Source organism: Corynebacterium pseudokroppenstedtii, from assembly GCF_019754945.1.
GTDB classification, from domain to species: Bacteria; Actinomycetota; Actinomycetes; order Mycobacteriales; family Mycobacteriaceae; genus Corynebacterium; species Corynebacterium pseudokroppenstedtii.
Genome location: NZ_JAEUWU010000002.1, coordinates 401,577 through 425,498 on the forward strand (window position 1 = coordinate 401,577; position 23,922 = coordinate 425,498).

General features: G+C 55.0%; 21 protein-coding genes. 8 read left to right on the plus strand and 13 right to left on the minus strand.

Annotated features, from left to right (window positions below; all coding sequences use genetic code 11):
- Positions 1–54 precede the first annotated feature (54 nt).
- From JMN36_RS04770 to rpmH, 11 genes are all read right to left on the minus strand, one after another.
- Entirely contained in the window at positions 55–222 is a 168-nt protein-coding gene (locus JMN36_RS04770; protein WP_204087738.1) for a hypothetical protein, read from the minus strand.
- Positions 223–430: 208 nt separating this feature from the next.
- Positions 431–706, minus strand: a complete 276-nt coding sequence (locus JMN36_RS04775) for a ribbon-helix-helix domain-containing protein (RefSeq protein ID WP_204087739.1) — start codon at positions 704–706, stop codon at positions 431–433.
- A gap of 728 nt (positions 707–1,434) precedes the next feature.
- Positions 1,435–2,160 carry a hypothetical protein gene (locus JMN36_RS04780; protein WP_204087740.1) on the minus strand — a complete coding sequence of 242 codons (726 nt, stop codon included), beginning with the start codon at positions 2,158–2,160 and terminating at the stop codon, positions 1,435–1,437.
- Between the two features lie 4 nt (positions 2,161–2,164).
- Entirely contained in the window at positions 2,165–3,580 is a 1,416-nt protein-coding gene (locus tag JMN36_RS04785) for a ParB/RepB/Spo0J family partition protein (protein WP_412728556.1), read from the minus strand.
- A 354-nt stretch (positions 3,581–3,934) separates the two neighbouring features.
- Positions 3,935–4,879, minus strand: coding sequence for a ParA family protein (locus JMN36_RS04790; protein ID WP_046203499.1), 945 nt, complete (start codon positions 4,877–4,879; stop codon positions 3,935–3,937).
- Between the two features lie 135 nt (positions 4,880–5,014).
- Entirely contained in the window at positions 5,015–5,776 is a 762-nt protein-coding gene (gene rsmG / locus JMN36_RS04795) for a 16S rRNA (guanine(527)-N(7))-methyltransferase RsmG (RefSeq protein ID WP_204087742.1), read from the minus strand.
- Positions 5,777–5,858: 82 nt separating this feature from the next.
- Positions 5,859–6,356 (minus strand): Jag family protein, encoded by a 498-nt coding sequence (locus JMN36_RS04800; RefSeq protein ID WP_204087743.1) that lies wholly within the window; start codon positions 6,354–6,356, stop codon positions 5,859–5,861.
- A 258-nt stretch (positions 6,357–6,614) separates the two neighbouring features.
- Positions 6,615–7,589 (minus strand): membrane protein insertase YidC, encoded by a 975-nt coding sequence (gene yidC / locus JMN36_RS04805; RefSeq protein WP_046203502.1) that lies wholly within the window; start codon positions 7,587–7,589, stop codon positions 6,615–6,617.
- Positions 7,590–7,682: 93 nt separating this feature from the next.
- On the minus strand, positions 7,683–8,033 hold the full coding sequence (yidD, locus tag JMN36_RS10710) for a membrane protein insertion efficiency factor YidD (RefSeq protein WP_236881726.1): 351 nt from the start codon (positions 8,031–8,033) through the stop codon (positions 7,683–7,685).
- A gap of 286 nt (positions 8,034–8,319) precedes the next feature.
- Positions 8,320–8,718, minus strand: a complete 399-nt coding sequence (gene rnpA / locus JMN36_RS04815) for a ribonuclease P protein component (protein ID WP_221923945.1) — start codon at positions 8,716–8,718, stop codon at positions 8,320–8,322.
- Positions 8,719–8,959: 241 nt separating this feature from the next.
- The gene (gene rpmH / locus JMN36_RS04820; protein WP_012732704.1) at positions 8,960–9,103 is read right to left on the minus strand and encodes a 50S ribosomal protein L34; all 144 of its coding nucleotides are present in this window, start codon (positions 9,101–9,103) and stop codon (positions 8,960–8,962) included.
- Positions 9,104–10,081: 978 nt separating this feature from the next.
- Between rpmH and dnaA the strand changes: the two genes are divergently transcribed.
- From dnaA to JMN36_RS04850, 6 genes are all read left to right on the plus strand, one after another.
- Positions 10,082–11,899 (plus strand): chromosomal replication initiator protein DnaA, encoded by a 1,818-nt coding sequence (gene dnaA / locus JMN36_RS04825; RefSeq protein WP_204087746.1) that lies wholly within the window; start codon positions 10,082–10,084, stop codon positions 11,897–11,899.
- 658 nt (positions 11,900–12,557) lie between these two features.
- Positions 12,558–13,742, plus strand: a complete 1,185-nt coding sequence (gene dnaN, locus JMN36_RS04830) for a DNA polymerase III subunit beta (protein WP_204087747.1) — start codon at positions 12,558–12,560, stop codon at positions 13,740–13,742.
- Positions 13,743–13,793: 51 nt separating this feature from the next.
- Positions 13,794–15,068, plus strand: a complete 1,275-nt coding sequence (recF, locus tag JMN36_RS04835) for a DNA replication/repair protein RecF (protein ID WP_204087748.1) — start codon at positions 13,794–13,796, stop codon at positions 15,066–15,068.
- Positions 15,061–15,765 carry a DciA family protein gene (locus JMN36_RS04840; RefSeq protein WP_204087749.1) on the plus strand — a complete coding sequence of 235 codons (705 nt, stop codon included), beginning with the start codon at positions 15,061–15,063 and terminating at the stop codon, positions 15,763–15,765. The genes recF and JMN36_RS04840 overlap by 8 nt, the downstream gene beginning before the upstream one ends.
- A 176-nt stretch (positions 15,766–15,941) precedes the next feature.
- Positions 15,942–17,990 carry a DNA topoisomerase (ATP-hydrolyzing) subunit B gene (gene gyrB, locus JMN36_RS04845; protein WP_204087750.1) on the plus strand — a complete coding sequence of 683 codons (2,049 nt, stop codon included), beginning with the start codon at positions 15,942–15,944 and terminating at the stop codon, positions 17,988–17,990.
- Between the two features lie 390 nt (positions 17,991–18,380).
- Positions 18,381–19,805, plus strand: coding sequence for an amino acid permease (locus JMN36_RS04850; RefSeq protein WP_204087751.1), 1,425 nt, complete (start codon positions 18,381–18,383; stop codon positions 19,803–19,805).
- 354 nt (positions 19,806–20,159) lie between these two features.
- Here JMN36_RS04850 and JMN36_RS04855 read toward each other — a convergent pair whose 3' ends face one another.
- Complete coding sequence (locus tag JMN36_RS04855) at positions 20,160–20,606, minus strand: DUF6918 family protein (RefSeq protein WP_204087752.1); 447 nt, start codon at positions 20,604–20,606, stop codon at positions 20,160–20,162.
- A 127-nt stretch (positions 20,607–20,733) separates the two neighbouring features.
- On the opposite strand from JMN36_RS04855, the gene JMN36_RS04860 reads away from it, so the two are divergent.
- A complete protein-coding gene (locus tag JMN36_RS04860) occupies positions 20,734–22,107 on the plus strand; it encodes a M18 family aminopeptidase (RefSeq protein ID WP_221923946.1) in 1,374 nt (457 codons plus the stop codon).
- Here JMN36_RS04860 and JMN36_RS04865 read toward each other — a convergent pair.
- Positions 22,087–22,938, minus strand: a complete 852-nt coding sequence (locus JMN36_RS04865; RefSeq protein ID WP_204087754.1) for an arginase family protein — start codon at positions 22,936–22,938, stop codon at positions 22,087–22,089. The genes JMN36_RS04860 and JMN36_RS04865 overlap by 21 nt on opposite strands.
- A 125-nt stretch (positions 22,939–23,063) precedes the next feature.
- Between JMN36_RS04865 and JMN36_RS04870 the strand changes: the two genes are divergently transcribed.
- Positions 23,064–23,867, plus strand: a complete 804-nt coding sequence (locus JMN36_RS04870) for an esterase/lipase family protein (protein WP_204087755.1) — start codon at positions 23,064–23,066, stop codon at positions 23,865–23,867.
- Positions 23,868–23,922: the final 55 nt, after the last annotated feature.

Below are 23,922 nucleotides of genomic sequence, written 5' to 3' on the forward strand. Positions count from 1 at the left end.
TGCTGTTTTGTGGGCTGGAATAGTGCCCCGGAGCTTCATGAAGTGTAATTCCTCTTATCCCACAGCGTTATCTGGGGAAGCGTCTGTCATACGCCAAGTAATTTCTAGTGTGTTTTCAGCGCCATCAGGCAGGTCCTCGGCCAGCGCGATAGGCTCGCGGGCATAAAAATCGAGTTGCCTGAAATTAGGAGCCCAGGTGGAAACCCCATCGAGGTCAGTCACGGTTGCTAATCAGTTCTTTCTCTCACGAGTGATATCAGCGGTGTAGGTCACGGTAACCATCCTTGTTCGAGTGCTGGTTCCGACTGTTTTTCAATACTTCGTAGCGCTCCGACGAATAGGTCGAATCTTTATGGCATTGGAAGTGACTCATCCCTGTCATTTGCGACAAACACAACGGTTTCAAGGGAACGGGCGTGAGGATCGAATCTCATGCGTAGTCGCCGAGAGGATTACCGTATGCATCGGGATTTGAATGAGTGATGGCGTAACGAATGGCCTCAGAGCGGTTCATATTAAGTCGGTCGGTGAGCTGATCGAGTGCGGCTAGCTCCGCAGCTGTCAGATGCACCGTTACGACGTGGGTGCGATGTATGTCTTGTCCAAGGCGGCCACGCCCACGGGTGCTGAGTCTATCGAGGTCGTAGCCGTCTTCCGCTTCAGCAACGTAAGTGGCTAATTGGTCATCAGTAAGACGGACAGGCATGCAAGTATCATAATGCAAAAATGGTGTCATTTAGTTTCGGTTTTTAATACTTACATTCAATCGTCGTGCTTGAGTTCTACTCAAGCGGGCGACCAAAATTACGAGCAGAGCCGGCACCTGAAAATCAGTCGATTGGAGGGGGAGGCGCAACTGTGCGTTCAAGAGGAGCTACCTCGACCACTGGATCAAAAGCGACTCCCTGATGTTAGCCGCGTACACCGTAGCCGGGTGGAGGATAACTGACCTGTTAGCGGGCCGATTGCCGCTGCAGTAATTCCTGGAATACAAAACGCCGATGGCGGTGGTCAAACACCCATCATGCAATTTTCGTTCTTTAGCGATCCATTTTCTTTCGTTTATCGTGGATGACGACAAAAGAGAAAACCAGTGACGCAATAAGAGCAATAGTCATCATCGGTTTTGCTAAAGGCGACCCATCAAGTTCAGTAGCTATAGCACCAAGACCGAAGAAGAGAAGAAGGAAATATACAAAGTAAATAGTTCTAAGCTGCACGTATTTGCGCATTTTCTACTCTATGTGCGTGGGAACCGCGCTTGTCACATTAATAAACGCTGCTACCTCTGGAGCTGCAGACAGCAACGGAGCCATCTCAGCCGTTACTAAGGCAATTAGCCCCGAGGATAGTGGGTCCTACGGAGCGATGTGAGGTGTCCCGCTGCACTAGGGTTTGTGGGCATTCTTTTTAGAACTCATATCCGTGCCCGGACTAGTGGGCTCCCATGCCGACTTTGATCCGGAATCCCATGGTGACAGTCGCTTCCCACAGACTCTCTTCGACAGCTGCGAAAAGGTTTCCCGTGTCGGGGAGCTCCATCCGGTATCGCGGGAAAGCCGGATCGTCGGCAGCGACCTCAAAACCCCGCTCTTCCAGCACGTCAGAACATAGGATCGGAGCATGGCGGGGAATAAGGGGGCTGGTGGCCTTATCGGCTGGTGACGCGGTGGGGCGAACAGCAAAGCATTCCACGGCTCGTACTCCGCGGCGGGATAATTCGTCGACGGCAGCGTCGATAAGTCGGTGTTCTAAGAAGAGTCCCTGGTAGGGCGGTGGCACATGCACTGTAGAAATGAGCACTGCGTCATCACTGACTGGTCCGGTTGGGAAAGCTAGGCGCCCAGGCAGGCTGGCCGGCGGTGCGAAGACCACGGTGGCAGCAGGGACTGCTAAATCCGCGTCTGCTCCGGACGTCACGTACGCGGTGAAGGCGCATGGCCCCCACGTGGTGAGGGTGTTGTGCATCCACAATTCTTTATCCAGCCGAGGGTTCCCAGAATCCGCGTTTCGCGGCTGACCAGCTGGCCCTGAGGGCTGCGACGCGGTGTCATTGTGACTTTGTGTGCCCGGCTGGGTTGTCCAAAAAGTGTTGGTCGCAGCCGTCCCGGCCAGGTCCCCCAGGGTGTCAAGGGTGAGCGGATGTACAACTATTCGCATGGGTCTAGTGGCGTTCTTCCTCCGTACGAGAAGCATCGTGATGTCCACTAGGGGAGTGCGGGCCACTATCTGCCCCATTGCTGGGTTCCTGGGCTTTTAGCATTGCGATAATGCGGTCGAAATCCTCCATACCCGCGAACTCGACAACAATCTTGCCTTTCTTAGCCCCCATCTGGACCTTGACGTTGGTATCTAAGTAGTCGCCGAACGTGTCTGCCCAGTGAGTCATTTTTTCGGGCTGCGGGCGGGGAGCACGCGGCTCCTTCTTCTTAGGTTCGTTCTCTCCTCGGTTGATAAGCGTGACGGCTTCCTCTGTCGCACGCACCGACAGACCTTCCGCCACAATGCGTTCAGCAAGCTTGATTTGAGCGTCAGGGCCTTGGGTCACTCCCATGAGAGCACGGGCATGACCTGCGGACAACACTCCTGCAGCTACTCGACGTTGAACGGGCAGCGGAAGTTGAAGAAGACGAATGGTGTTTGAAATAACTGGCCGGGAACGCCCTAGTCGTGTGGCTAACTCTGCCTGGGTGACACCAAACTCTTCGAGCAGTTGCTGGTAGGCCGCACCTTCCTCCAAAGGGTTGAGCTGCACACGGTGGATATTTTCCAGCAGCGCATCCCTCAGCATGGTGTCATCGTCGGCTTCGCGGACGATAGAGGGGATGGCTTCTAGATCTGCTAATTGAGCGGCACGCAGGCGGCGTTCGCCCATGATGAGTTCAAATTTTCCAGGTTCCGACGCCTGACGCACGACGATCGGCTGAAGGAGGCCAAACTCACGGATCGAATGAGCCAATTCACGCAGTGCTTCTTGATCGAAGTCCTGGCGCGGATTTTTTTCGTTCCTGATGATCGCGTTGATCGGAAGCTCGCGATATGTCGCGGTCTCATCGCTAATGAGCGGTTTCTGCGGCGTATCTTCACTCTGTCCTTCAGCTTGGGCGGCTGATGCTGAATCAGCGGCTCCCTGAGCCTTTGCCTTTTTAGCAGTCGACGATGCGGTCCGGTTTTTATCACCTGCGGCTTCTTTTCTCTCCGCCGCTGCCCGCTGTCCCAAGCTTGACCGGTTTTTCGGCAACCCCGCTTTCGTCCGTCCGTGGTGGGTGTCCGCCGAGGTAGTGCCCTTATTGTTGGCACTCTTACCGTTCTTCGCGCTACTACTTGTCTGAGCATCTGCATCCTCAGATGACGTAGCGCTGTCAGACTTCGTGCCGTCGGCTGAGCGGTCCACGTTCTGACCACGACGCGGACTCTTCGTCAGTGAATACCAAGACGGTTCCGGAGCGCTGTTACTACCTCGGTTCGCCCCAAAGATGACGTCGGCTGCGTCGTTGCCAATTTGTGGTTTTGCCGGTCCCGTGGGGATCAAGGAGGCGAGTCCTTTACCGAGGCCACTCTTGCGTTTGGCTTCTGCCATGACGTTCATCCTTATCGTTGTGGAGAATCTGCGCTGGAGCCCGAGGGACCACCGAGTGCAGGTTCATCGATCGATCGTCGATTATGAAGAAATTATTAAATAGTGAGGGTTACGGGCGTCTGGCGACCAAATTACATTGTGCCCCGTAGCCTAGTCAGTTTTTTATCGTTGTAGGGAAACTCAGCGATTCGTGTACCGCCCGATCCGAGCGCGACCCGAATGTTTCACGTGAAACATTGTGGAACCATGCCCGTCGATTCTGCCCGACATGACACCCGCGCATTTCGGGCTCCGAGCTTCACACTCCGAGTTCCGGGCGGCGCGTTTCCGACGCTGAGTCTCGGGCGCCGAGTATTACGCAGTATGACGGCCACGACGGGGGTCCGCGTTCTGCAATGGCGACTCCGGCTCTCGGCGGGCGAGTTCCTCAACAGCCGCCATGTACGCTGCCGACCCAGGGGAACCTGCATCGTGCTCGATCACAGTCTGCCCATAGCTCGGCGCCTCGGACACACGAACATTCCGAGGAATGACGCGATCAAACACCAACGAACCGAACGACTCGCGGACATCGTTCTCGACATCATGCGAAAGATTCGTGCGACTGTCGTACATGGTGAGCAAGACACCGGTGATGTCCAAATTAGGGTTGAGAGCCTCCCGTATCAGGCGGACGTTTTCGGTCAGCTGCGTCACGCCCTCAAGAGCATAAAACTCACACTGAATCGGAATGATAATTTCATTCGCACCGGTCAGCCCGTTAATCGTCAGAAGGCCCAATGACGGTGGACAGTCGATGAAGATGTAATCGAACCCCATATCGTCGATACCCTCATCGCCCAGCATTTGCGCTACGCGATACTCACGGTTGTACCCGTTAGCCAGTTCCATTTCCGCACCGGCCAGATCGATGGTGGCCGGAATAGTGAACATATTGGGGTTCGACGGGTGAGCTTGAACGGCATCCTTCGGCTCAATTTCACCAATAATGACCTCATAGGTGGACGGAGTGCCTTCCGCCCGGTGCTCGGCGCTGAGAGCAGTGGACGCGTTTCCCTGTGGATCAAGGTCCACCACCAGCACTTTTTGGCCCCTCAGCGACAGTGCCCACGCTAAATTAACAGTCGACGTGGTCTTCCCGACGCCACCTTTCTGGTTCGCCAAGGCGATTTTCCGGGTGTGGCGAGGTCGTGGAAGGGGCTTCATCGTCCCCGATTGAAACCGCGCGGCCCGTCGGGCTTGTTCTTCTATGCTGTTGTCGTCGTCATAGTCATACCCGTCCGACGAAACCCTGCCCATGTTCCCGTCCTTTGTGTCCGTGTTGTAAAACTTCCGTGTGGCTGTCCGACGTTTTCGTAACCTGGCTTATCCTAGCCGGATTCACGGGAACAAACTAGCATTCCTGGTCGAGCAACCGACGCCACATGCCGAGTGTCAGCGACGTTCGCAACGCACGACGATGGTTGCGTCGGGCAAGAGATCTACCCCCGCCTCGACGACTGAACATTCCCCGCCCCCGGCTGAGCTGATAGCCCTTTGATCGCGCTCAATTTCTTCGTGAGCGCTTGCGCCCTTCATGGCCAAGACCAAGCCGTGCCGCTTGGTTAATGGCAGAGACCATCCCATGAGTTTCCCCAGTGGCGCGACTGCTCGGCTCGTCACGTAATCGGCCCCGCGATTCTGTCGCTTTATCGTCTTCTCTTCGGCACGGCCACGAAGCACTGACACATTATCCAATTCAAGCTTGCCGACGATTTCCTTAAGGTAATTCACGCGTCGTAGCTGTGGCTCGATGAGCGTAATGTCTAAGTCTGGTCGTGCGATCGCGAGGGGAATGCCCGGAAGCCCGGCGCCGCTTCCGATATCGACGACACGCGAGTCGCGGTCCATCAGTTCACCAATCACAGCGCAGTTGAGAATATGGCGTTCCCACAGACGTGGTGCTTCGCGAGGCCCGATGAGCCCGCGGACTGTCGCGTCATTGCGTAACGACTCGTGGTAGGCAACGGCGAGGGGGAGGCGATCACCAAAGACCGTCGCAGCTTCTGGGGGAGTGGCTGGAGCTTCATTGGCCCGGAGATCGCTATCTACGCCGTGGGCTTCATTGGTGTCTGGAGCATCGCTCACACCTGGAGCACGATCGTGGTCACCGTGCTCGATGGATGTTTCACGTGAAACATTGTCTCGGTCAGTCATTACCTTGTTGTTATTACCTTGCTACTGGGTGCTTTGCTGTTCGGTACTCTGCTGCTGGATCGGATCTGATCGCTCACCGATGCTAGCGTACAGCGCCGTCAGATGTTTCACGTGAAACCACGACAGAGCGCATCGGAGGTAGCCCCGCGCTCTCGGAGGTAAAGCCTTCCTCTTCCGCCACCCGGCTATGCACAGCAGCGCGCTCAAACGGATTCATCGGCCGGAGGACCACAGGTTCGCCCGTTTCGCGCACTCGATCTAATGCTTCTTCTGCCTCGACAAAAAGACCCTGACGTTGCGCATCGCGATAACCGTCGATATCCAGAACAACCCCCGGAACGTCCTTAAACCCTGAAGCGCGAACTGCCAATCGCATCAGCATCTGCAAAGCATCGATACCTTCACCGTGCCGGCCGATAAGTTGGGCGCAATCGCCACCCGGAAGTTCCACAAACGGTCGACCTTGAGTAACGCCATAGTCAATATCGCCATCGAGATCGGCGGCGTCTAAAAGCTCTTCGATGTAATCGGCAGCTGACTCTGCAGCACGGTCGGTATTGTTCACAGGGCCTTCGTTCATGCCTCAATTATGCGCGCCGAAAGGGGAGTGCGGTAGGGGTAAGGGTGTTTTCAACCCCCATAATCACGTGTCCGAGAGTTCACATGAAAGGCCGACGACGGCGTCGGTAATTGAAGCAAACCACTACGTGAAGTAAGCCGCCACGTTAACCACGGCGTCGCATTAACCTCACCACAGCATGAAAAAAGGAGGGCCTGCAAGCCCTCCTTCACGCCTCACGGCACATAGCGTCCCTTCGCGCGACGCTCGGTGCGGTTGTTATTTCTTCTTCTTGCCGCCCTTTTTCTTATTATTCTTCGGCTTCTGCCCAACCTTCGGTGCAGTGGCCCTCTGAGCTTCAGCCTTCGCCTTCTTTTCCTCTTCCTCTTCGCGGTCCATCTTGTTGAAGAGAACAATTTGCTGGCCCAGGGTCCAGACGTTGTTTGCCAACATGTAGGTCAACAGTCCGATCTGCCAGAACATACCGGTGATCAGAATCATGGCCGGGAAAAGCCACAACATCATGTTGTTCATCATGTTGGCTTGCATGGCCATCTGCGGGTTCTGAGCGTTCTTCTTCGGATCGGCCGCCTGACGCGCCTTATTCCGCCGAACCATATTCCGGGCGTTAAAGTGCGTGGCCAACGCGGAAATAATCATCAGCGGGATGGCCACCACGAGAATGTTGGTCCGTGTGAAATCAACGCTTCCGCTCGCGGAGAACGCGTCGAACGCCTTTTCCGGCATCCGGATGTAAGCCGACAGGGGAGCGCCGAACAGTCGCGCGTCGAGGAAGGACTGCACCTCGGTGGCACCGAAGCCGTAGTTAGGAGTGTTGCGGGTTTGTTCGACGGTCATTCCTAGTTCGCCATGGCCGGTACCCGTACGGTTAAAGGACCGAAGTACGTGGTACAGCGAAATAAAGATGGGCATCTGAACTAGAGCCGGCAGGCACGAAGCCAGGGGATTAACGCCCATCTCCTTTTGGAGTTTGCGCATCTCAATGGCTTGAGTCTGCTGGTCGTTCTTATATTTAGCCCGAATTTCCTGCATTTTCGGCTGCAGTTCCTGCATCTTCCGACCGGACCGCATCTGGTTCGCCATTGGCTTGAACAAGAAAATGCGGATGGTGAAGACCAGGAAGATAATGGACAACGCCCATGTCACGCCGGAGTCCGGATTAAGGAATAATCCGAAGAATTTGTACCAGGCCAGCATGACCCAGGACACGGGGTAGTAGATGAAGTTAAGCACGGGGGTGCGTCGCTCCTAATCGTTTACGTTTTGGGACTGTGGGGCCGTGACTGTTCCGTGGACGTTGTCATGACTGCGCGCCATACCGAGTCACTAGCGGTTGTTTCGCCCGCCAGCAGTATCGGTTGTGCCCTCACGATGGTCTTTGTCATCGTGCACGTGCGCATCGTGAACACGTTCACGAGGTGTTCGTCGCGGGGGAACAGGATCCCACCCACCTGGATGCCATGGTCCACATTTCGACAATCGAATTGCGGCCATGAGCACACCTCGTACAACACCGTACCTGCGGATGGCGGTCAGAGCGTAATTGCTACACGTGGGCTCAAATCGGCACGAGGGTCCAGGTTTCAGCGGGCTTATTCCATATTGGTAAAAGAGTATCGCTTTTTCAGCCCACGATTGCCGACGACGGTCCTCACGGCTGTTTTCGTGTTGGTCTATCTGGCCGACGTCACGCTGGTTTATCGGGTCACCGCTGGGCTCGTCGCGAACTGGGGGAGTAGAAGCATGATGGCAGACGGTTGAATCACGACGGTGCGCTGAACTCGTGGAGGCATCACGAACGTCACCACCGTGAGGTGGCAGTTCCGAATGTTTCACGTGAAACATCTGCATCCCGTGCCTGTCTACCGTGTGAGGTTATTAACGTCGGCGGCATTGTTCATGATTGGCCATGCTCTTATGCGTGACCTTTCTCAGGTTCCAGCGTTCTCGCCTTCCGGCCTTCTCAACTTTCCGCCTTCTTAGCTTCCCGACGTCGCGCTTTACCGTAAGCCTTATTCGTACAGTATGTCACTGCTTCGGCCAGGGCACGGTGCGAAGCATCCGCAGCGGCAGGGCGAGCGCGAATAACTACATCAACACTCCGCGGAAGATCGTCCACCACCTCTTTAGCGACGTGGCGCAGATGCCGTGCCACTGTGTGCCGAACAACTGAATTCCCCACACTTTTTGAACACACGACACCAACACGCGGACCATTGATGAGATCAGCTGTGGCTGGGTCGGTAGAACGTATGACGACATGAACCACGACCAGCTTGGTACCCGACGTAGCACCTCGAATGGCCGCACGGAAATCCGACCTGTGACGCAACCGTTGCGATGCCGGGAGCACGTTATTCACATCCTCTACGTGATGGACTTGGGAAATGGGCCAAGAATGGATTCTGTCGCTACGAAATGGATAAGCGCATCTATACGGATCGCCCTACACAGATGGCCTCATATATAGACGTACATAGACATGTATAGACAAAAGTGGAGCTTCCCCGGACGACATTTACCGAGAACCGAGGAAACTCCACTACGTTCGCAAAACGACACCAGCTTTACAACCAGCTGGGGAAGTGCGTAGCTCTACGCACTTACGCCGTCAGCGACTTACGTCCTTTACGACGACGTGCCGACACAATGGCACGACCGGCCCGCGTGCTCATGCGGCTACGGAAGCCGTGAACACGGGAACGACGGCGGTTGTTCGGCTGAAAAGTCCGCTTGCCTTTGGCCACGGTACTCAACTCCTCAATACACTCGGGCTCGCTACACCCAGCGATGCCGTAGCAGGTTGCACCAACCATGTACCGACATGCCGAGAGCTTGCCATGTAACAGATTATTTCAACGGCAATACAGAAATCCGCTAGGACATCTCGATTACTACGCGGTACTTCCAGACCCGCTAGTACTTCCCATGCGACACACACGGGGCGAGCAGCTTTTCGACGGCAACAGCATGGAGCCAAAGCCAGAATCGCTGTGTATTGCCATGCTCGTGAAAGATCGGACGCCACCGAAAAGCGCAGGCGTCACGGATCTATTACGAATGACCTTATAAGACTACGGGTTTTACCACACGAGTCACAAATCAGCGATCAGTGTGTTCACTTTACCCCTAAATTGCACAGTTGTAATTCATCTATAAACTCCACGAAAACTCCACAGTGGTTAAAGACACATCGATGAGCCTGTGGATAAACCTGCCAGAATAGAAAGTCCAGGTCGCATCGCGTGTCCCTCCACATTCCACAGGGGGTGTGGATAAGTTGTCCACATTTGTGACCTCAACCTTTACTTGAGGTTAATTTCCCCAGGTCACGGCCAAATCTTCCCCAACACAATTAATCCACAGGTTCAAGGCGCCTTGGGGATAAACTCAAGCCCTGTTTATCCCCAGGTTGTGGATAACATTGTGGAAAACGCCTCTGACGTCTGTATTATGTTATTCACAGCTTATTCACAAGTAAGCGAATCTCTGGGGAGAACGTAAATTACAAATGTGGAATTATGCTCTGCCCAATTTAGTAACAAAATCTGACCATCAACCCACACTAGAGACCGCCACAATGTCATTTTTCATGAGCGATACCCCGCATTACGGTGTAAAACTCAAACACACATGACCACGAACGCCGGTGTTTTCCACGTTCGCTACGGGTACCCGTGCACAACACAGCAGCAATACGACAACAGCAACACAAAGGATGACCGATGGACCTTGGGGGCAGCCCTCACCAATTTGGACAGGCGAGCGAGGACTTTTTCAACACGTGGAATAACGTTGTCGCACAGCTGATGGCAATGAACCCACGCGAGGATATCCCAGGTCAAGCGCCTGGAACGCGAATTACTCCTCAAGATAAGGCCTGGTTAAAGCAAGCTGCTCCCGTCGGTCTTATCGGCGGTGTCGCCGTGATCTCCACCCCTAACCGAACGGCCAAAAGCGTCTTCGAGCGCAAACTCGGCGATATCATCTCCGCCGAACTCACCGCAGCTATTGGTGAGCCAATAAAACTGGCTATCTCGATTAACTCTGCTGCTACGGAATCCGACGATTCCTCTGCAGAACCTCCCCGCACAGAGCCGCCTCGTGCGGAAACTCCTCCCGCACAGCCACGCACAACGCAGTCTCGCCCCGCGGAAACTCGCCCTGCAGGGTCGTACCGCGATTTTTCACAACTCAACACAGGCCCTAAAACCGGCGCACCCAGCGAAAACGTCGCACAAGAGAACACGCAACCGTCGCGTGAGATGCCCCGGCCCACCTCATATGAGGACGATCCCTACGTTCTTCAGTACCCCGATAGCTCCCCACAGGAGGAGCGTCCATCCACCTATCCCGACGCCACCCCCACCGAACCCGCTTACTCCAACAGCAAAGATGCCCACGTCGGCAATTCCTATGACACACCTGCGGAAACAGCCCCGCAGCCGTGGAACGAGGGGTACATCAACAATGCGCGGCCCCAGCGTCGGCAAGAACAAAAGCCTGACTCCGAGCGATCATGGTTAAACGAGAACTACACCTTCGATAATCTTGTCGCTGGTGAGGGGAACCGAGTAGTTCGGGCTGCGGCCATCGCTGTCGCGGAAAACCCTGCTCAGGCCTATAATCCGCTCTTTATTTGGGGAGGATCGGGGCTGGGGAAGACCCACATTCTTCACGCCATTGGGCATCGAGCCCTTGAGCTGCGGCCCAATCTGCGTGTCCGGTATGTGTCGATCGAGGAATACACGAATGAGTGGATCAACTCGATTCGCAACAACCGAGGTGAGGACTTCAAACGGAAATACCGGAGCTTCGATATCCTGCTGGTGGACGATATTCAATTCCTGGCTGGGAAACCCGAGACTCAGATCGAGTTCTTCCACAACTTCAATGCTCTCCATGGGGCCCAAAAACAGATTGTCCTGTGCTCGGACCGGTCACCCAAGGAGCTGACAGAGCTAGAACCTCGGCTCCGGACCCGTTTCCAGTGGGGGTTCACGCAGGACATTCAGAAACCTGACCTGGAAACGCGCATTGCCATCTTACGACTCAAAGCGGAGCGGGAAAATGCGCAGGTCCCCAGCGAAGTGTTGTCATTTATCGCGGAACAGAAGGCCGAATCGGTGCGTGAGCTGGAGGGCGCGCTGAATAAGGTGCTCATCGTCTCATCGATCCAGCACACACCTGTCACCCTCGAGATGGCCCGCGACCAGCTTCAAGACCTGGTCGCCCCTGAGGTAGTGGAAATTACGGCGCCGACGATCATGTCCGTGACCGCGGAATACTTTAACTTGACGACGGCTGACCTGACCGGTCCTGGTAAAGCGCGGCCCATTGCCCACGCGCGACAGGTCGCGATGTACTTGTGCAGGGAGTTGACGGACCTCTCGCTGCCCAAGGTAGGCAACAAGTTCGGTGGACGTGACCACACCACCGCGATGTATGCCGAGCGCAAGATCCGAAAAGAAATGAGCGAGAAGCGCTCGACGAATGAGGCCATCCAAGAAATCACCGCGCGCATCAAAGATCAGGCTCGGTAGCTTCCTGGTGTTTTAGGCCTGTTGTGGATAACTTGGCACGTTGACCTGGGTGTTTGTCGAAATTTCGTCTTATCCACAATGTTATCCACACCTGTGTAATTACAACTTTGTTATTTCATGATTTCGATCACAACTCACTTTGTAGCACTGTTGCTAAAATAGGCTCGGTGGCCACGAATTTTAGGCGCATACTCCTGTGGATAACTGCCCCAAAACGGTGGATATAACAGGGGATAACTAGCCCGTCACTGTGAATAAACTGACACCCACCCCAGTTCTCCACAGACCATCCCAGTTTATCCACAGCATTATCCCCAATTTATCCACAACCCAATATCGACAACGACAAGCGACAATCCCGGTTATCCACTGTTTCCACAGCCCCTACTGCTATTACCGCTTTTTCTTTCAGGGAAATGAGTTAAAGAAATAGGGCCCGGCCTTCTGTGGGGATAACCCAGATCAAAGCACATTTGCAGCCCTAGGCTGAGAGTACTTAACAGCAGATGCGCTAGTGACATGAAGAATCAATTGCGAACTGAAATAACAAAAAGTGACTCGGGTTTGTCACCAGGAGTAGGTAACATCCAAACGTGCATCACTCCACGATGACGACAACGATCACAACCACGACTAACTCAATGAACACGGAGTAACAATGGAACCCAATGGTGTTTCTTTTCGGGTAGCGAAAGATGACTTATCCGCAGCCCTCAGCTGGGTAGCGCGTAGTTTAGCGAGCAAACCTACTCAGCCGATTCTTCGCGGTGTCATGATGACCGCCGATGACGACGGCTTGCTCCTTGCCGGATTCGACTACGAAGTCTCCACTCGCGTGCGAATTTCGGCCGAGGTGCTTGAACCCGGGCAGGTCCTCGTCGCCGGTAAATTAGCGAATGACATTATTGGGTCACTTCCACACAAAGATGTCGCTATCTCTGTCGACGGCACCAAAGTTCATGTGACATGCGGGCAATCGAACTTCGAATTACCTGCCATGACCATCGAGGATTATCCGGAACTCCCGGCATTGCCGGAAGAGACCGGGCATATTGATCCGCATGTTTTCACTGCTGCCATTGGTCAGGTTGCGTCGGCAGCGGGCAAAGATGACTCCATGCCTATGCTTACGGGCATAAAAATGGAGGTCAAAGGGGATAACGTTGTGCTCGCCGCGACTGACCGATTCCGCTTGGCCGTTCGTGAATTCACGTGGGAACCGTCGTCACCCGACGTCGACGCGGAGATCCTTATCCCGGCACGTACCTTGGCGGATTCTGCCCGTACGCTCGATACCCGCCTGAATGATCCCATCCAACTGGCGATGGGCGCTGCCCAGGACGTCGGCAAAGATGGACTTTTGGGCATTGTGTCGGAGAATCGGCAAACGACAACACGGCTGATCGACGCCGACTTCCCCAAGTTCAGGCCGCTCTTGCCGAAGAGCCACTCATCCATGGCGATCGTGGAAATCGCGCCATTATTGGACGCTATCCGACGTGTCAGCCTGGTCGCTGAACGAAATGCGCAGGTCAAACTGGAGTTTTCGGAAGATCAGCTCGTTTTGTCTGCCGGGGGCTCCGAGGCAGGAACCGCGGAGGAGACCCTGCCCGCTCAATTTGCCGGCGAGCCACTTCTCATCGCGTTCAACGCGAATTACCTGAAAGAAGGCTTAGCCTCGATTGATACCAAGAATGTGGTATTTGGGTTTACTCAGCCTTCCCGCCCGGCGATCTTGATTCCCGAGCCCGAAACCATGCCTGAGCAGGACAGTGATGGCCAATTCCCGACGCCATCGACATACTTCACCTACCTCCTGATGCCAGTCCGGCTACCAGGCTAAAGGCACATTTTCTGTTCGACGCTGTTCCCATTCCCACGAGGCATCCCACCTGTGTATATTCGTGCGCTGCAATTACGTAATTTCCGGTCGTGGCCAGAGCTGGATCTTCACCTCGGCCCGGGAATTACTGTGTTTTCAGGGCCGAATGGTCATGGAAAGACCAACGTGGTGGAAGCGCTTGACTATGTTGCCCATCTGGGTTCGCATCGCGTTTCGACGGATGCGCCACTGGTCCGCGAGGGGCACGAGTACACGACGGTCTCGGCAACGGCCATCAATAGTGGCCGGGAACTCACCGCCCATATGCTGATCAAGGCGCGCGGATCGAACAAAGCACAAATTAACCGTGCCCCGTGTAAAAGCCCACGTCAGCTGCTTGGAATTGTCAAAACTGTTCTTTTTTCGCCGGAAGATTTGGCATTAGTACGTGGGGAACCGGAACACCGGCGGCGTTTTCTTGACGATCTCCTCATCGGGCGGTTTCCTCGCTGGGCAGGCACTCGCTCCGACTACGATAAGATCCTTCGTCAGCGCAATACGCTGCTTAAACGGGCATCAAGGACCCTCCGACAGGGATATGGAGGAGGTAATGACTCTGATTCCGCCCTGGACACACTGGATACATGGGATTCTCATCTGGCAGCGGCCGGCGCACAGGTCATGGCGCAGCGGATTGTCTTGGCACACGTGCTCTCGCCCTACGTAAAAAATGCGTACCAGCGTCTGGCGCCAGAGTCTCGACCTGCACAAATCACCTACCGGTCCACCGTCGACAAGGCCCTTGTTGAGGCGGGTATAACGCCAGAGACCGTCGCCAATGATGTTGCAGGAGCGACACCGGTCATTGAGGCAGTGTTGTTATCGGAGCTGGCACGGCGGCGGGATACTGACATTCAGCGGGGGACAAGTACGTGTGGTCCTCACCGCGACGACGTCGAATTGTTGTTAGGGACCCAGTCAGCGCGAGGTTACGCCAGCCACGGCGAATCGTGGTCATTTGCGCTGGCACTGCGCTTAGCTTCCTTTGAATGGCAACGTGAGCAGGGCACGGACCCCATTCTTATTCTCGACGACGTCTTCGCGGAGTTAGACGCGGCCCGGCGACGTGCGCTGGCCGGCGTTGCCAAAGATGCTGAACAAACATTGGTTACCGCGGCCGTCGGGGACGATTTACCTCAGGACCTGGTGAATAGTGATATCCGTGTGCTGACAGTGGAAGCGTCGACGGTTGATGATTCAGACATCAGGTCGTCCCGGATCACTCACGATTCTGCCGAAGCTGGAGTGGCGGAGACCGACGACGAAGGAGGCGACGCTCATGAATGATCCCGTCGCTGAAGCGCTCGCCCGCATCTATTCGCATGGCCGTGTCCCCATGCCTCCCAACATGCGGAAAGTCCTCGAGTCCACGACACCGACAGGCCAAAACGCCGATCAGAACACCACGCACACAAATGGTGCTGCCGACAAAGACGGTGTAAATCACAAAACCGTCGATAAATCCGACGAAGGAAACGTCGGCAAGAAATTCGATAAGGACGACAATTCGAAGAATTCCAAGGACCTACCGCGAGCGAAAACTCCCAGCGCAACGTCGGTTTTTCGTGAGTTTTCGCGCACATCTCGGGTGTATCCCACGGGGCCGGATGGTCACCGTCGGAAAAATACTCGTCGGTACGAGTCCCTGGGCAGCATTGTCAATCGGGAAGTCGTGCGGCGCGGGTGGACGGAGAAAATTTCCCACGGGTGGATTACTGCGAACTGGTCGACGGTCGCAGGCGACTATTTAGCGGCGCACTCGAGTATCAGGATGATCAAAGACACGACGCTGTTTCTTGAGTGTGATTCCACCGCTAAAGCATCTGAACTGCGATATTTACAGACAGAATTGCTGAGCAGAATTGCACAACATGTCGGTCCCGACGTGATAACTGCGGTGAAAATCTTTGGTCCACGGCCACCGTCGTGGCGGCATGGACCGCTACATGTCAAGGGTCGGGGACCACGTGATACCTACGGATAGCGGGACACACGCGCGGGGAAATTCCACTGGTAAGCGATTTCCGGAATAGTCCCCGCGACATATGAGCCCGAAAATCGCGTCATACGGGCCCTACACGCCCGGTAGGCGTTCAACTGAGGGGGGATACCGGGTATGATGGTGGGCAACTGTGAAAAGTAAAGGAGCGCTGCTACATCGTGGCCGAAAATGCTGCCGAAAATAACACAAGGCACGACTACGACGCCTCATCGATTACCATTCTCGAGGGGCTCGAAGCCGTCCGCAAGCGACCCGGAATGTACATCGGATCGACCGGAGAAAGAGGCCTACACCACCTCGTGTGGGAGGTTGTCGATAACTCCGTCGATGAAGCCATGGCCGGGTACGCCACGCATGTCGATGTCACCATTATGAAAGATGGGGGCATCGAAGTTGTCGACGACGGACGTGGCATCCCCGTTTCGATGCACCCCTCGGGAGCACCCACCGTCCAAGTGGTCATGACGCAACTCCACGCCGGCGGTAAGTTCGACAACGACTCGTACGCTGTGTCCGGTGGTCTGCACGGCGTCGGTATTTCCGTCGTCAATGCCCTGTCCACCCGGGTTGAAGCGGAAATCAAACGTGATGGCTACCGCTGGTACCAGAACTTCACCGACGCGATTCCCGACGAACTTGTCCAAGGCAAAAAAGCCCGCGGAACAGGGACAACCATCCGATTCTGGCCGGATCCGGATGTTTTCGAAACAACCGAGTTTAAGTTCGAGACGATTGCTCGGCGCCTGCAGGAGATGGCGTTCCTTAATAAGGGTCTCTACATCACGCTGACTGACAAGCGTAGCCAGGCAACCGAGACACCCGAGGATGCCGACGACACTGTCGAGGAAGCAGCTGCGGCGAAATCCGCTGAGGAAGCGGCCGCTGACGCGGAGCAAAAAGCCAAGAAGCCTAAAGAGCGGACGGAGACGTTCCATTACCCCGACGGGTTAAAGGACTACGTTGCCTCCATTAACAAGACCAAGACCGCGATACACCCGACGATCATCACATTCGACGCCAAGGGTGACGAACACGAGGTCGAGGTCGCGTTGCAGTGGAACTCTGGCTACGCCCAGAGCGTCCACACCTTCGCCAACACGATCAACACCATTGAAGGCGGAACCCACGAGGAAGGTTTCCGCGCCGCGCTGACGTCGTTAATGAACAGGTACGCGCGCGAGCACAAGCTACTCAAGGACAAAGAACCTAACTTGAGTGGCGACGATTGCCGCGAAGGTCTCGCTGCCGTCATTTCTGTCCGAGTGGCCGACCCGCAGTTCGAGGGCCAGACGAAGACGAAACTGGGGAACACCGAGGTCAAGAGCTTCGTTCAGAAGCAGGTCTTTGAGAACGTTAGCCACTGGTTTGAATCAAACCCGGCCGAAGCGAAGATTATTGTCAACAAAGCGGTGTCGTCTTCTCAGGCGCGCGTGGCGGCGCGCAAGGCTCGTGACTTGGTTCGTCGTAAGTCCGCAACAGATTTGGGCGGCCTGCCAGGTAAGTTAGCCGATTGCCGATCCAAAGACCCGACGCTCTCTGAGCTCTACATTGTGGAGGGTGATTCCGCTGGTGGTTCGGCTAAATCAGGCCGCGATTCGATGTACCAGGCCATTCTTCCTCTTCGAGGGAAGATTCTGAACGTCGAGAAGGCGCGGCTGGATCGCGTGCTGAAGAACAACGAGGTTCAGGCGATCATCACCGCATTGGGCACCGGAATTCACGACGAGTTCGACATCAAGAAACTGCGCTATCACAAGATCATCCTGATGGCCGATGCTGATGTTGACGGTTCGCACATTGCGACCCTTCTGTTGACCCTGCTTTTCCGGTTTATGCGTCCGCTGGTGGAAGTGGGCCACGTTTATCTGGCGCAACCGCCGCTGTACAAGTTGAAGTGGGGCAAAGGTGCTCCAGGCTTTGCGTACTCCGACGCCGAACGTGATGAATTGTTGGCGGAAGGTCTGGAGCAAGGCCGGAAGATCAACAAGGACGACGGCATCCAGCGGTACAAGGGTTTGGGCGAAATGAACCCCAAGGAGCTGTGGGAAACGACGATGGATCCCTCGATCCGTATTCTTCGTCAGGTTCAGCTGGAGGATGCGGCTAAGGCGGACGAGATTTTCTCGGTCCTCATGGGTGACGACGTCATCGCCCGCCGCAGCTTCATTACGCGTAACGCGAAGGATGTTCGCTTCTTGGATATTTAGTTTGTGGGTCGGACTCGGCTCCGGAAACAAAAATATCGACCTTAAGCGGCTGATTGTAGTGATCAGCCGCTTTGGTGTATTTAAGTCAGTGTGACGAAATAATTACGGGGTGGTTTCGGGAGGTTCGGTGGGGTGGGGTGGCGTCGAATGTTTCACGTGAAACATTGGCGGGGAGAGGGTACAGGGAACCGTTTCTGTTCAAGAACTCAATATGAGACCTCTAGTCAGTTCAACGTCGTCGAGGTGGTTAACTTATGAGGAGCGAGGAACTACTGGTTGCCACCACGTAGTTCTTGTGTGGAAACGGAATAATGTTTCACGTGAAACATCGTCCATTCGCTGGATGAAATTCAAGAAAGTCTACTGCGTAACGGTAAAGGATTTTTATGTATGGGCAGTAACGCAAAAATAGAAACGTCATCATCCGGTGATAAAGGATTAAAAAGGGGACTGAGTGCTCGGCACGTTCACTTCATCGCCCTAGGTTCGGCCATTGGAACAGGCCTGTTTTATGGTTCGGCTGATGCCATTCAGTCCGCGGGACCTGCCGTGCTCTTGGTTTATCTCCTGGGCGGCGCGGTGGTGTATTTCATGTTGCGCGCCCTAGGTGAAATGGCAGTGCGAATGCCTGTGTCAGGATCTTTCGCCGAATATTGCCGCATCTTCCTCGGTCCGTGGTCAGGGTACATTACAGGGTGGATGTACGCGTTTGAAATGGTGATCGTGTGCCTTGCGGACCTGACCGCTATCGGAACGTATATGAGATTTTGGTTCCCCGACTCGCCTCAATGGGTATGGGTGGCGGTGACCTTACTCATCGTCGGTGCTGTCAACGTGACGAGTTCCCGGCTCTTCGGGGAGTTAGAATTCGGCCTCACCATCATCAAAGTATCCGCCGTGGTAGCCATGATCGCCGGTGGTGCGATCATCCTAATCTTCGGTTTAGGCAACCATGCTGATTCCGGCGTTCACAACTTGTGGTCGCATGGCGGGTTTTTCCCTCACGGGGCGTGGGGAATGGCTATGGCCCTCGTGGTCGTCATGTTCGCCTTTGGTGGTTCAGAGATCATCGGAGTAACCGCTGGCGACGCAGAGGATCCGGCAAAAACAATTCCGAAGGCCATTCACTCGGTGCCGATACGTATTTTGCTGTTTTACGTGTTGGCCATCGCGGTGATTGTCACCATTAACCCGTGGTCCTCGATCAATGGCGAGTCCTCACCGTTCGTACAAATCTTTAACGATCTAGGTGTGAATTGGGCTGCGGCGTTGCTCAACGTTGTGGTTATCACCGCAGCATTGTCTGCCATTAACTCAGATCTCTTCGGCGCAGGCCGTGTTGTTCACGGAATGGCAGCCGAAGGATTGGCTCCACGGTCATTTGCCCGGACATCGGCCAAGGGCGTGCCGATCTTTACGACGACGGTAATGCTCGGAGTTCTAGTCATAGGTGTGTTCATCAACTTCTTGATCCCTGAGCGCGTGTTCCTCGTGATCGCTGCTCTGGCAACCTTCGCGACCGTCTTTGTGTGGCTCATGATTTTATTGGCCCACCTCGCCAGCCGGACGGGGGACCAAGCACCATCCAATAAAGACTTGACCTACCCAGTTCCGCTGTGGCCGTGGGGTCAGTACTTCGCTCTCGCCATGGTCGTTATCACGATTATCATGATGATGTTCTCGGACGATACACGGCTAGCTCTGGTCGTAGGTGTCGCCTGGACGGCATTAATGAGTGTCGTGTGGGTAGTCCGAGGTCGGCAAACGTATGAGGATTATCTCGCTACAAAGGAAACGGAGAAGTCTCAGGCTTAACACGTTGTGGGCGTCGGGTCCTCACTGATGCCCCATCATTCCCGGCGTCCCGGCCGGCCGACGCAGCCAACGTCGGTACTCATGGTTGTCACGTCCTCCCACCGAGCTGAGTAGAAGCAAATGTTTCACGTGAAACATCGCCGAGTCCGGTGAGTCTGCCGACTCAATCGCGCTCCACAGAAATAACTACATAAAAAATAACCCAGCCGATCCAGAACGGAAACGGCTGGGTTTTAAATTTTCCGGCGCTTATAAACACTGTGACGTCTATAGAGACCCTAGCCCCCACACGGTGCCCATTTTATCAACGCCAGCTTTAGCAACGTCGGTTATGAACCGAAGCGGAAAACAGTCTTAAGAAGCGTGCTTCTCAATAATCTCACCGAGGTCGGGGAGGCCCTTCTCGACGATCCCTTCAAGCTTCCCGCGGAAGGTTTTGTAGATTTTCTGAGCACCTGAGTTATTAATGCTTTCCATGCGCTCATCACTTAGGTCCGCTAAATCCTTCGTGACTTCATCCGATCGCGTCTCGAGGTACTTACCAAAGCCACCTTCCGGCTTGCCATTTTGGTAGGCCTGCCAGTAGGGGTTCAGACGATCAGCAAGGTGAGGCAAAAGACGATCAGTCATGTCTTTGACCAGATTGGGCCGGGCTTTGACGGCGCCGCTGAATGCCGTCTTAATCGCTTTACCGGACAGCCCGGAAAGGTTGTTGATGGAGTTCTCGGTGGATTCCGCCAGGTCAGAGACCACGGGCTCCCGAGTACCATCCTTCGTCAAAATATCGGAAAGTTCAGACATAGGCTCTAAGACTAGCCAAAAAACCGCCAAGTTGTGACATCGCACTAAACGGGGAGGTCAACCTCGGCTGCACAGATGAACCTACGCGTTTAGCGCGCGTCGTCACCCCCGGGCTTATGATCGTCATATGTCTTCATCCCACTCAGACCAGTACATCGACGCCTACATGAATTTCATGGATCAATCGCCGACGAGCTACCACGCGGTGGCGGTGATGGCCGACGAACTCCGTCAGGCGGGATTCCACCCTCAGAAGGAAACCGACCCGTGGGATGTTAGACCTGGCGGACATTACGTCGTTCGTGACGGTGCGATGATCGCTTATGTCATTCCGCCGCAGACTACGTCGGCTAGCACTGCGGAACGCGAAAGCGTCGGAAAGCACAGCCCGAAGAACAAAAACGACGGCGGTCGTCACACCGCTTATCGCATCATCGGTGCTCACACTGATTCCCCGGCACTCGCCCTCAAACCGACGCCACAGTCCACAACGTCCGACGGCTGGGGGCAGTTAGCCGTTGAGGTCTACGGTGGGGCGTTATTAAATTCGTGGCTCGACCGTGAGCTGTGTGTAGCCGGGCGAGTTGTCGACGAACATGGCGCCGTTCATCTGGTTCGGACGAAACCGATCGCGCGTGTCCCGCAGTTGGCTATCCATTTAGACCGCAAGGTCAATGAAGGCCTAGAGCTCAACCCCCAGAAGCATATTCACCCCATATGGACGGTCGACGACGATAGCGCCGACATTATGGACGTCATCGCGGAGTCCGCTGGGTTGTCGAGTAAACGCGAGATCTTTGGCTGGGATCTCAAATTAGTTCCGACGCAGAAGGCGGCAAAGTTTGGTGCTCAGTCGCAGTTCATTGCGTCGGGCCGCCAGGATAATTTGTCATCGGTATTCGCAGGATTTCACGTTTTGCGGCACTTAGATACCGACGCGATTCCCGGCGACGACATTCTGGTCTTCGTCGCGAATGACCATGAAGAGGTCGGGTCTGGAACGCGATCGGGTGCGGCAGGCCCCTTCCTCGAGGATGTGTTGCATCGGACGGCCGTCGCTTTGGGCTATGGCCCCGACGACGAGGCGCGAATGATGGCTCGCTCCGTGTGTATATCGTCGGATGCCGGGCATTCTGTACACCCGAATTATGCGGAGCGTCATGATCCGGACACTCGTCCAATGATGGGTCGCGGGCCGATGGTCAAGATTAATGCTAACCAGCGTTACGTTTCCGACGCCGTGGGTGAGGCCATTTGGCAGCGCGCCTGTGAGGCCGCGGGTATCCGCCATCAAGCGTTTGTTTCACATAACGCTATGCCATGCGGATCGACAATCGGCCCGATCACGGCGACTCGGCTGGGAATGGTCACGGTCGACGTCGGCATCCCGCTGCTCTCGATGCATTCCGCGCGGGAAATGAGTCACGAATACGACTGTTGGGCGCTCTCGGAAGCGATGTGTGCTCTGTGGACGATGGAATCACTGGAATATGGACAGTGATTGGAGTGTCGTGTGAAGACGCTCCTCGTCAAACGGTAAGTATTCGGCGATGGTGAGCCCATCTATTGAACCTGCGGAGTCGATGGCCGTCAGAATGGCCTGGAGCTGATCCATGGTCATCGAGCCGCCGCCGGAACCGTCACCCGTGAGGTCGGGGTTCGCGAAGTAGGTGGAATGGAAATTCCGTGGGTTAAGAACGTCGATGTCGAAGTGAACAGCAAGGTGGTCAAACTGGCGGGCAAAGTCGGAAATAGTTTGTGTGGGCAAAAATCGGCCACTCTGAACCGTATAGGGCACCTTGTAGTTCTCTAGCAATGTGCGTTGGTAATCGAAGATATCTTGCAGACCGACGTACAAGATGTGATCACCGGGAAACGGTTTATTCCGAAGTTCTGCGCTCAGCGGAACAGAATCATCAGCGAGAAGAGTCGATAATGCCATCGCATGAGCATAGGGATAGTCATCAGCCGGCGAGGATACGTCAGGATGAGCGTCGATCCAGATGATTCCGACATCGTCGTAAAGGCCATGAAGGTAATCGAAGGGAGCGACAGAGACTAGGCAGCTCCCGCCAACGGTGATAACCCGGTCCGGGTGATCTTCTTCCAGGATTGATTGGGCTGAGTGAATTCCTTGTGTCAGGGTCTCGAGCCCGTAAATGCCGTTCTTTGTGGGTAACTGCTGGCCGTGAGAGGGAGGGTCGATGGGTACTTTCTTCCAAGGCTGATTGTCATTCTTTGGAAGTAAATGCTTCAGTAGCTCGGCACCAAAGTAATAAGTGTCTAGTCCACCACTAACAAAATCTGGGTATAGGAGCCGAAGTGTGTTCATGACGTCCTCCACAATTGTTGTTTAGTGGCTAGTGTATGTCGTCACCCTGGGCTCTGCAGTGATAGAAGCCAACTGACTTACTAGGTTAGGTTGAGATAATTAATAATCCTTGGTAATTTCAGCCCATGCTACCTAAAACAATGAAAGCTGCGGTTGCGGCTGCTGGAATCTCGTGTGCTGGAGTGTGCGGTGTGGTTGTCGCGCCAGCCGCTTATGCGGGGGATGCGGTGAACGCCCTTCCCGCGACGGGCGATGTCCATGGTGCAAGTTCGCGCCCGATTATCTTTATTCTTCCTGGTCAGTCGGTGGGTACGCTGCCGTACGGCAAGATGAAGTCGAACCTCGAGGCCGGCGGGTACGATACTCGCATTCTTGACCTCAAAGGGACCGATGTTGTTGCTGATGCTCATCTCATTGCCGACGAAGTTCATCGCGTCCGTGAGGACAATCCCGATGCAGAGATCTCGCTGGTCGGGCACAGCGCGGGGGGAATTAGTGCCCGTGAGTATCTGAAGCACCAGGGAGGGACCTCGGATATCGCTCGGTATATCGCAATCGGGTCGCCTCAATATGGGAGTCCGGGAGCGTGTGTGCAGGGTGGTACTGCGAAGGATTTGTGTCCAGGCTCGGAGTATATGAACCGGTTGAATGCTGGGGACGATACTCCTGGTCCGACGGAGTATTACGCTATTCGCGGTGAACACGAGTGGGCGGATGGCCGGTTGGATGGCGGTCAATGCAGGATGAAGCCGGTGGCGTCTCCGTCGCCACTAATCAATGGCGGTTTTCACCACTCGATAGAATCTTTGCAGTCTGAGGTTTCAGCCACGGTACTTGCCGCGTTGAATGGCACGTGCACTGGTGAGTTTGTCGACGAGCCGATTGATTCTATTCAGGCAAAAGATACGATTTTTCAGGATGGACTGTAACCTAGTCGGTTGTTTCACGTGAAACCGGTGCAGATTGGGTGGTGCATCGGTGCAC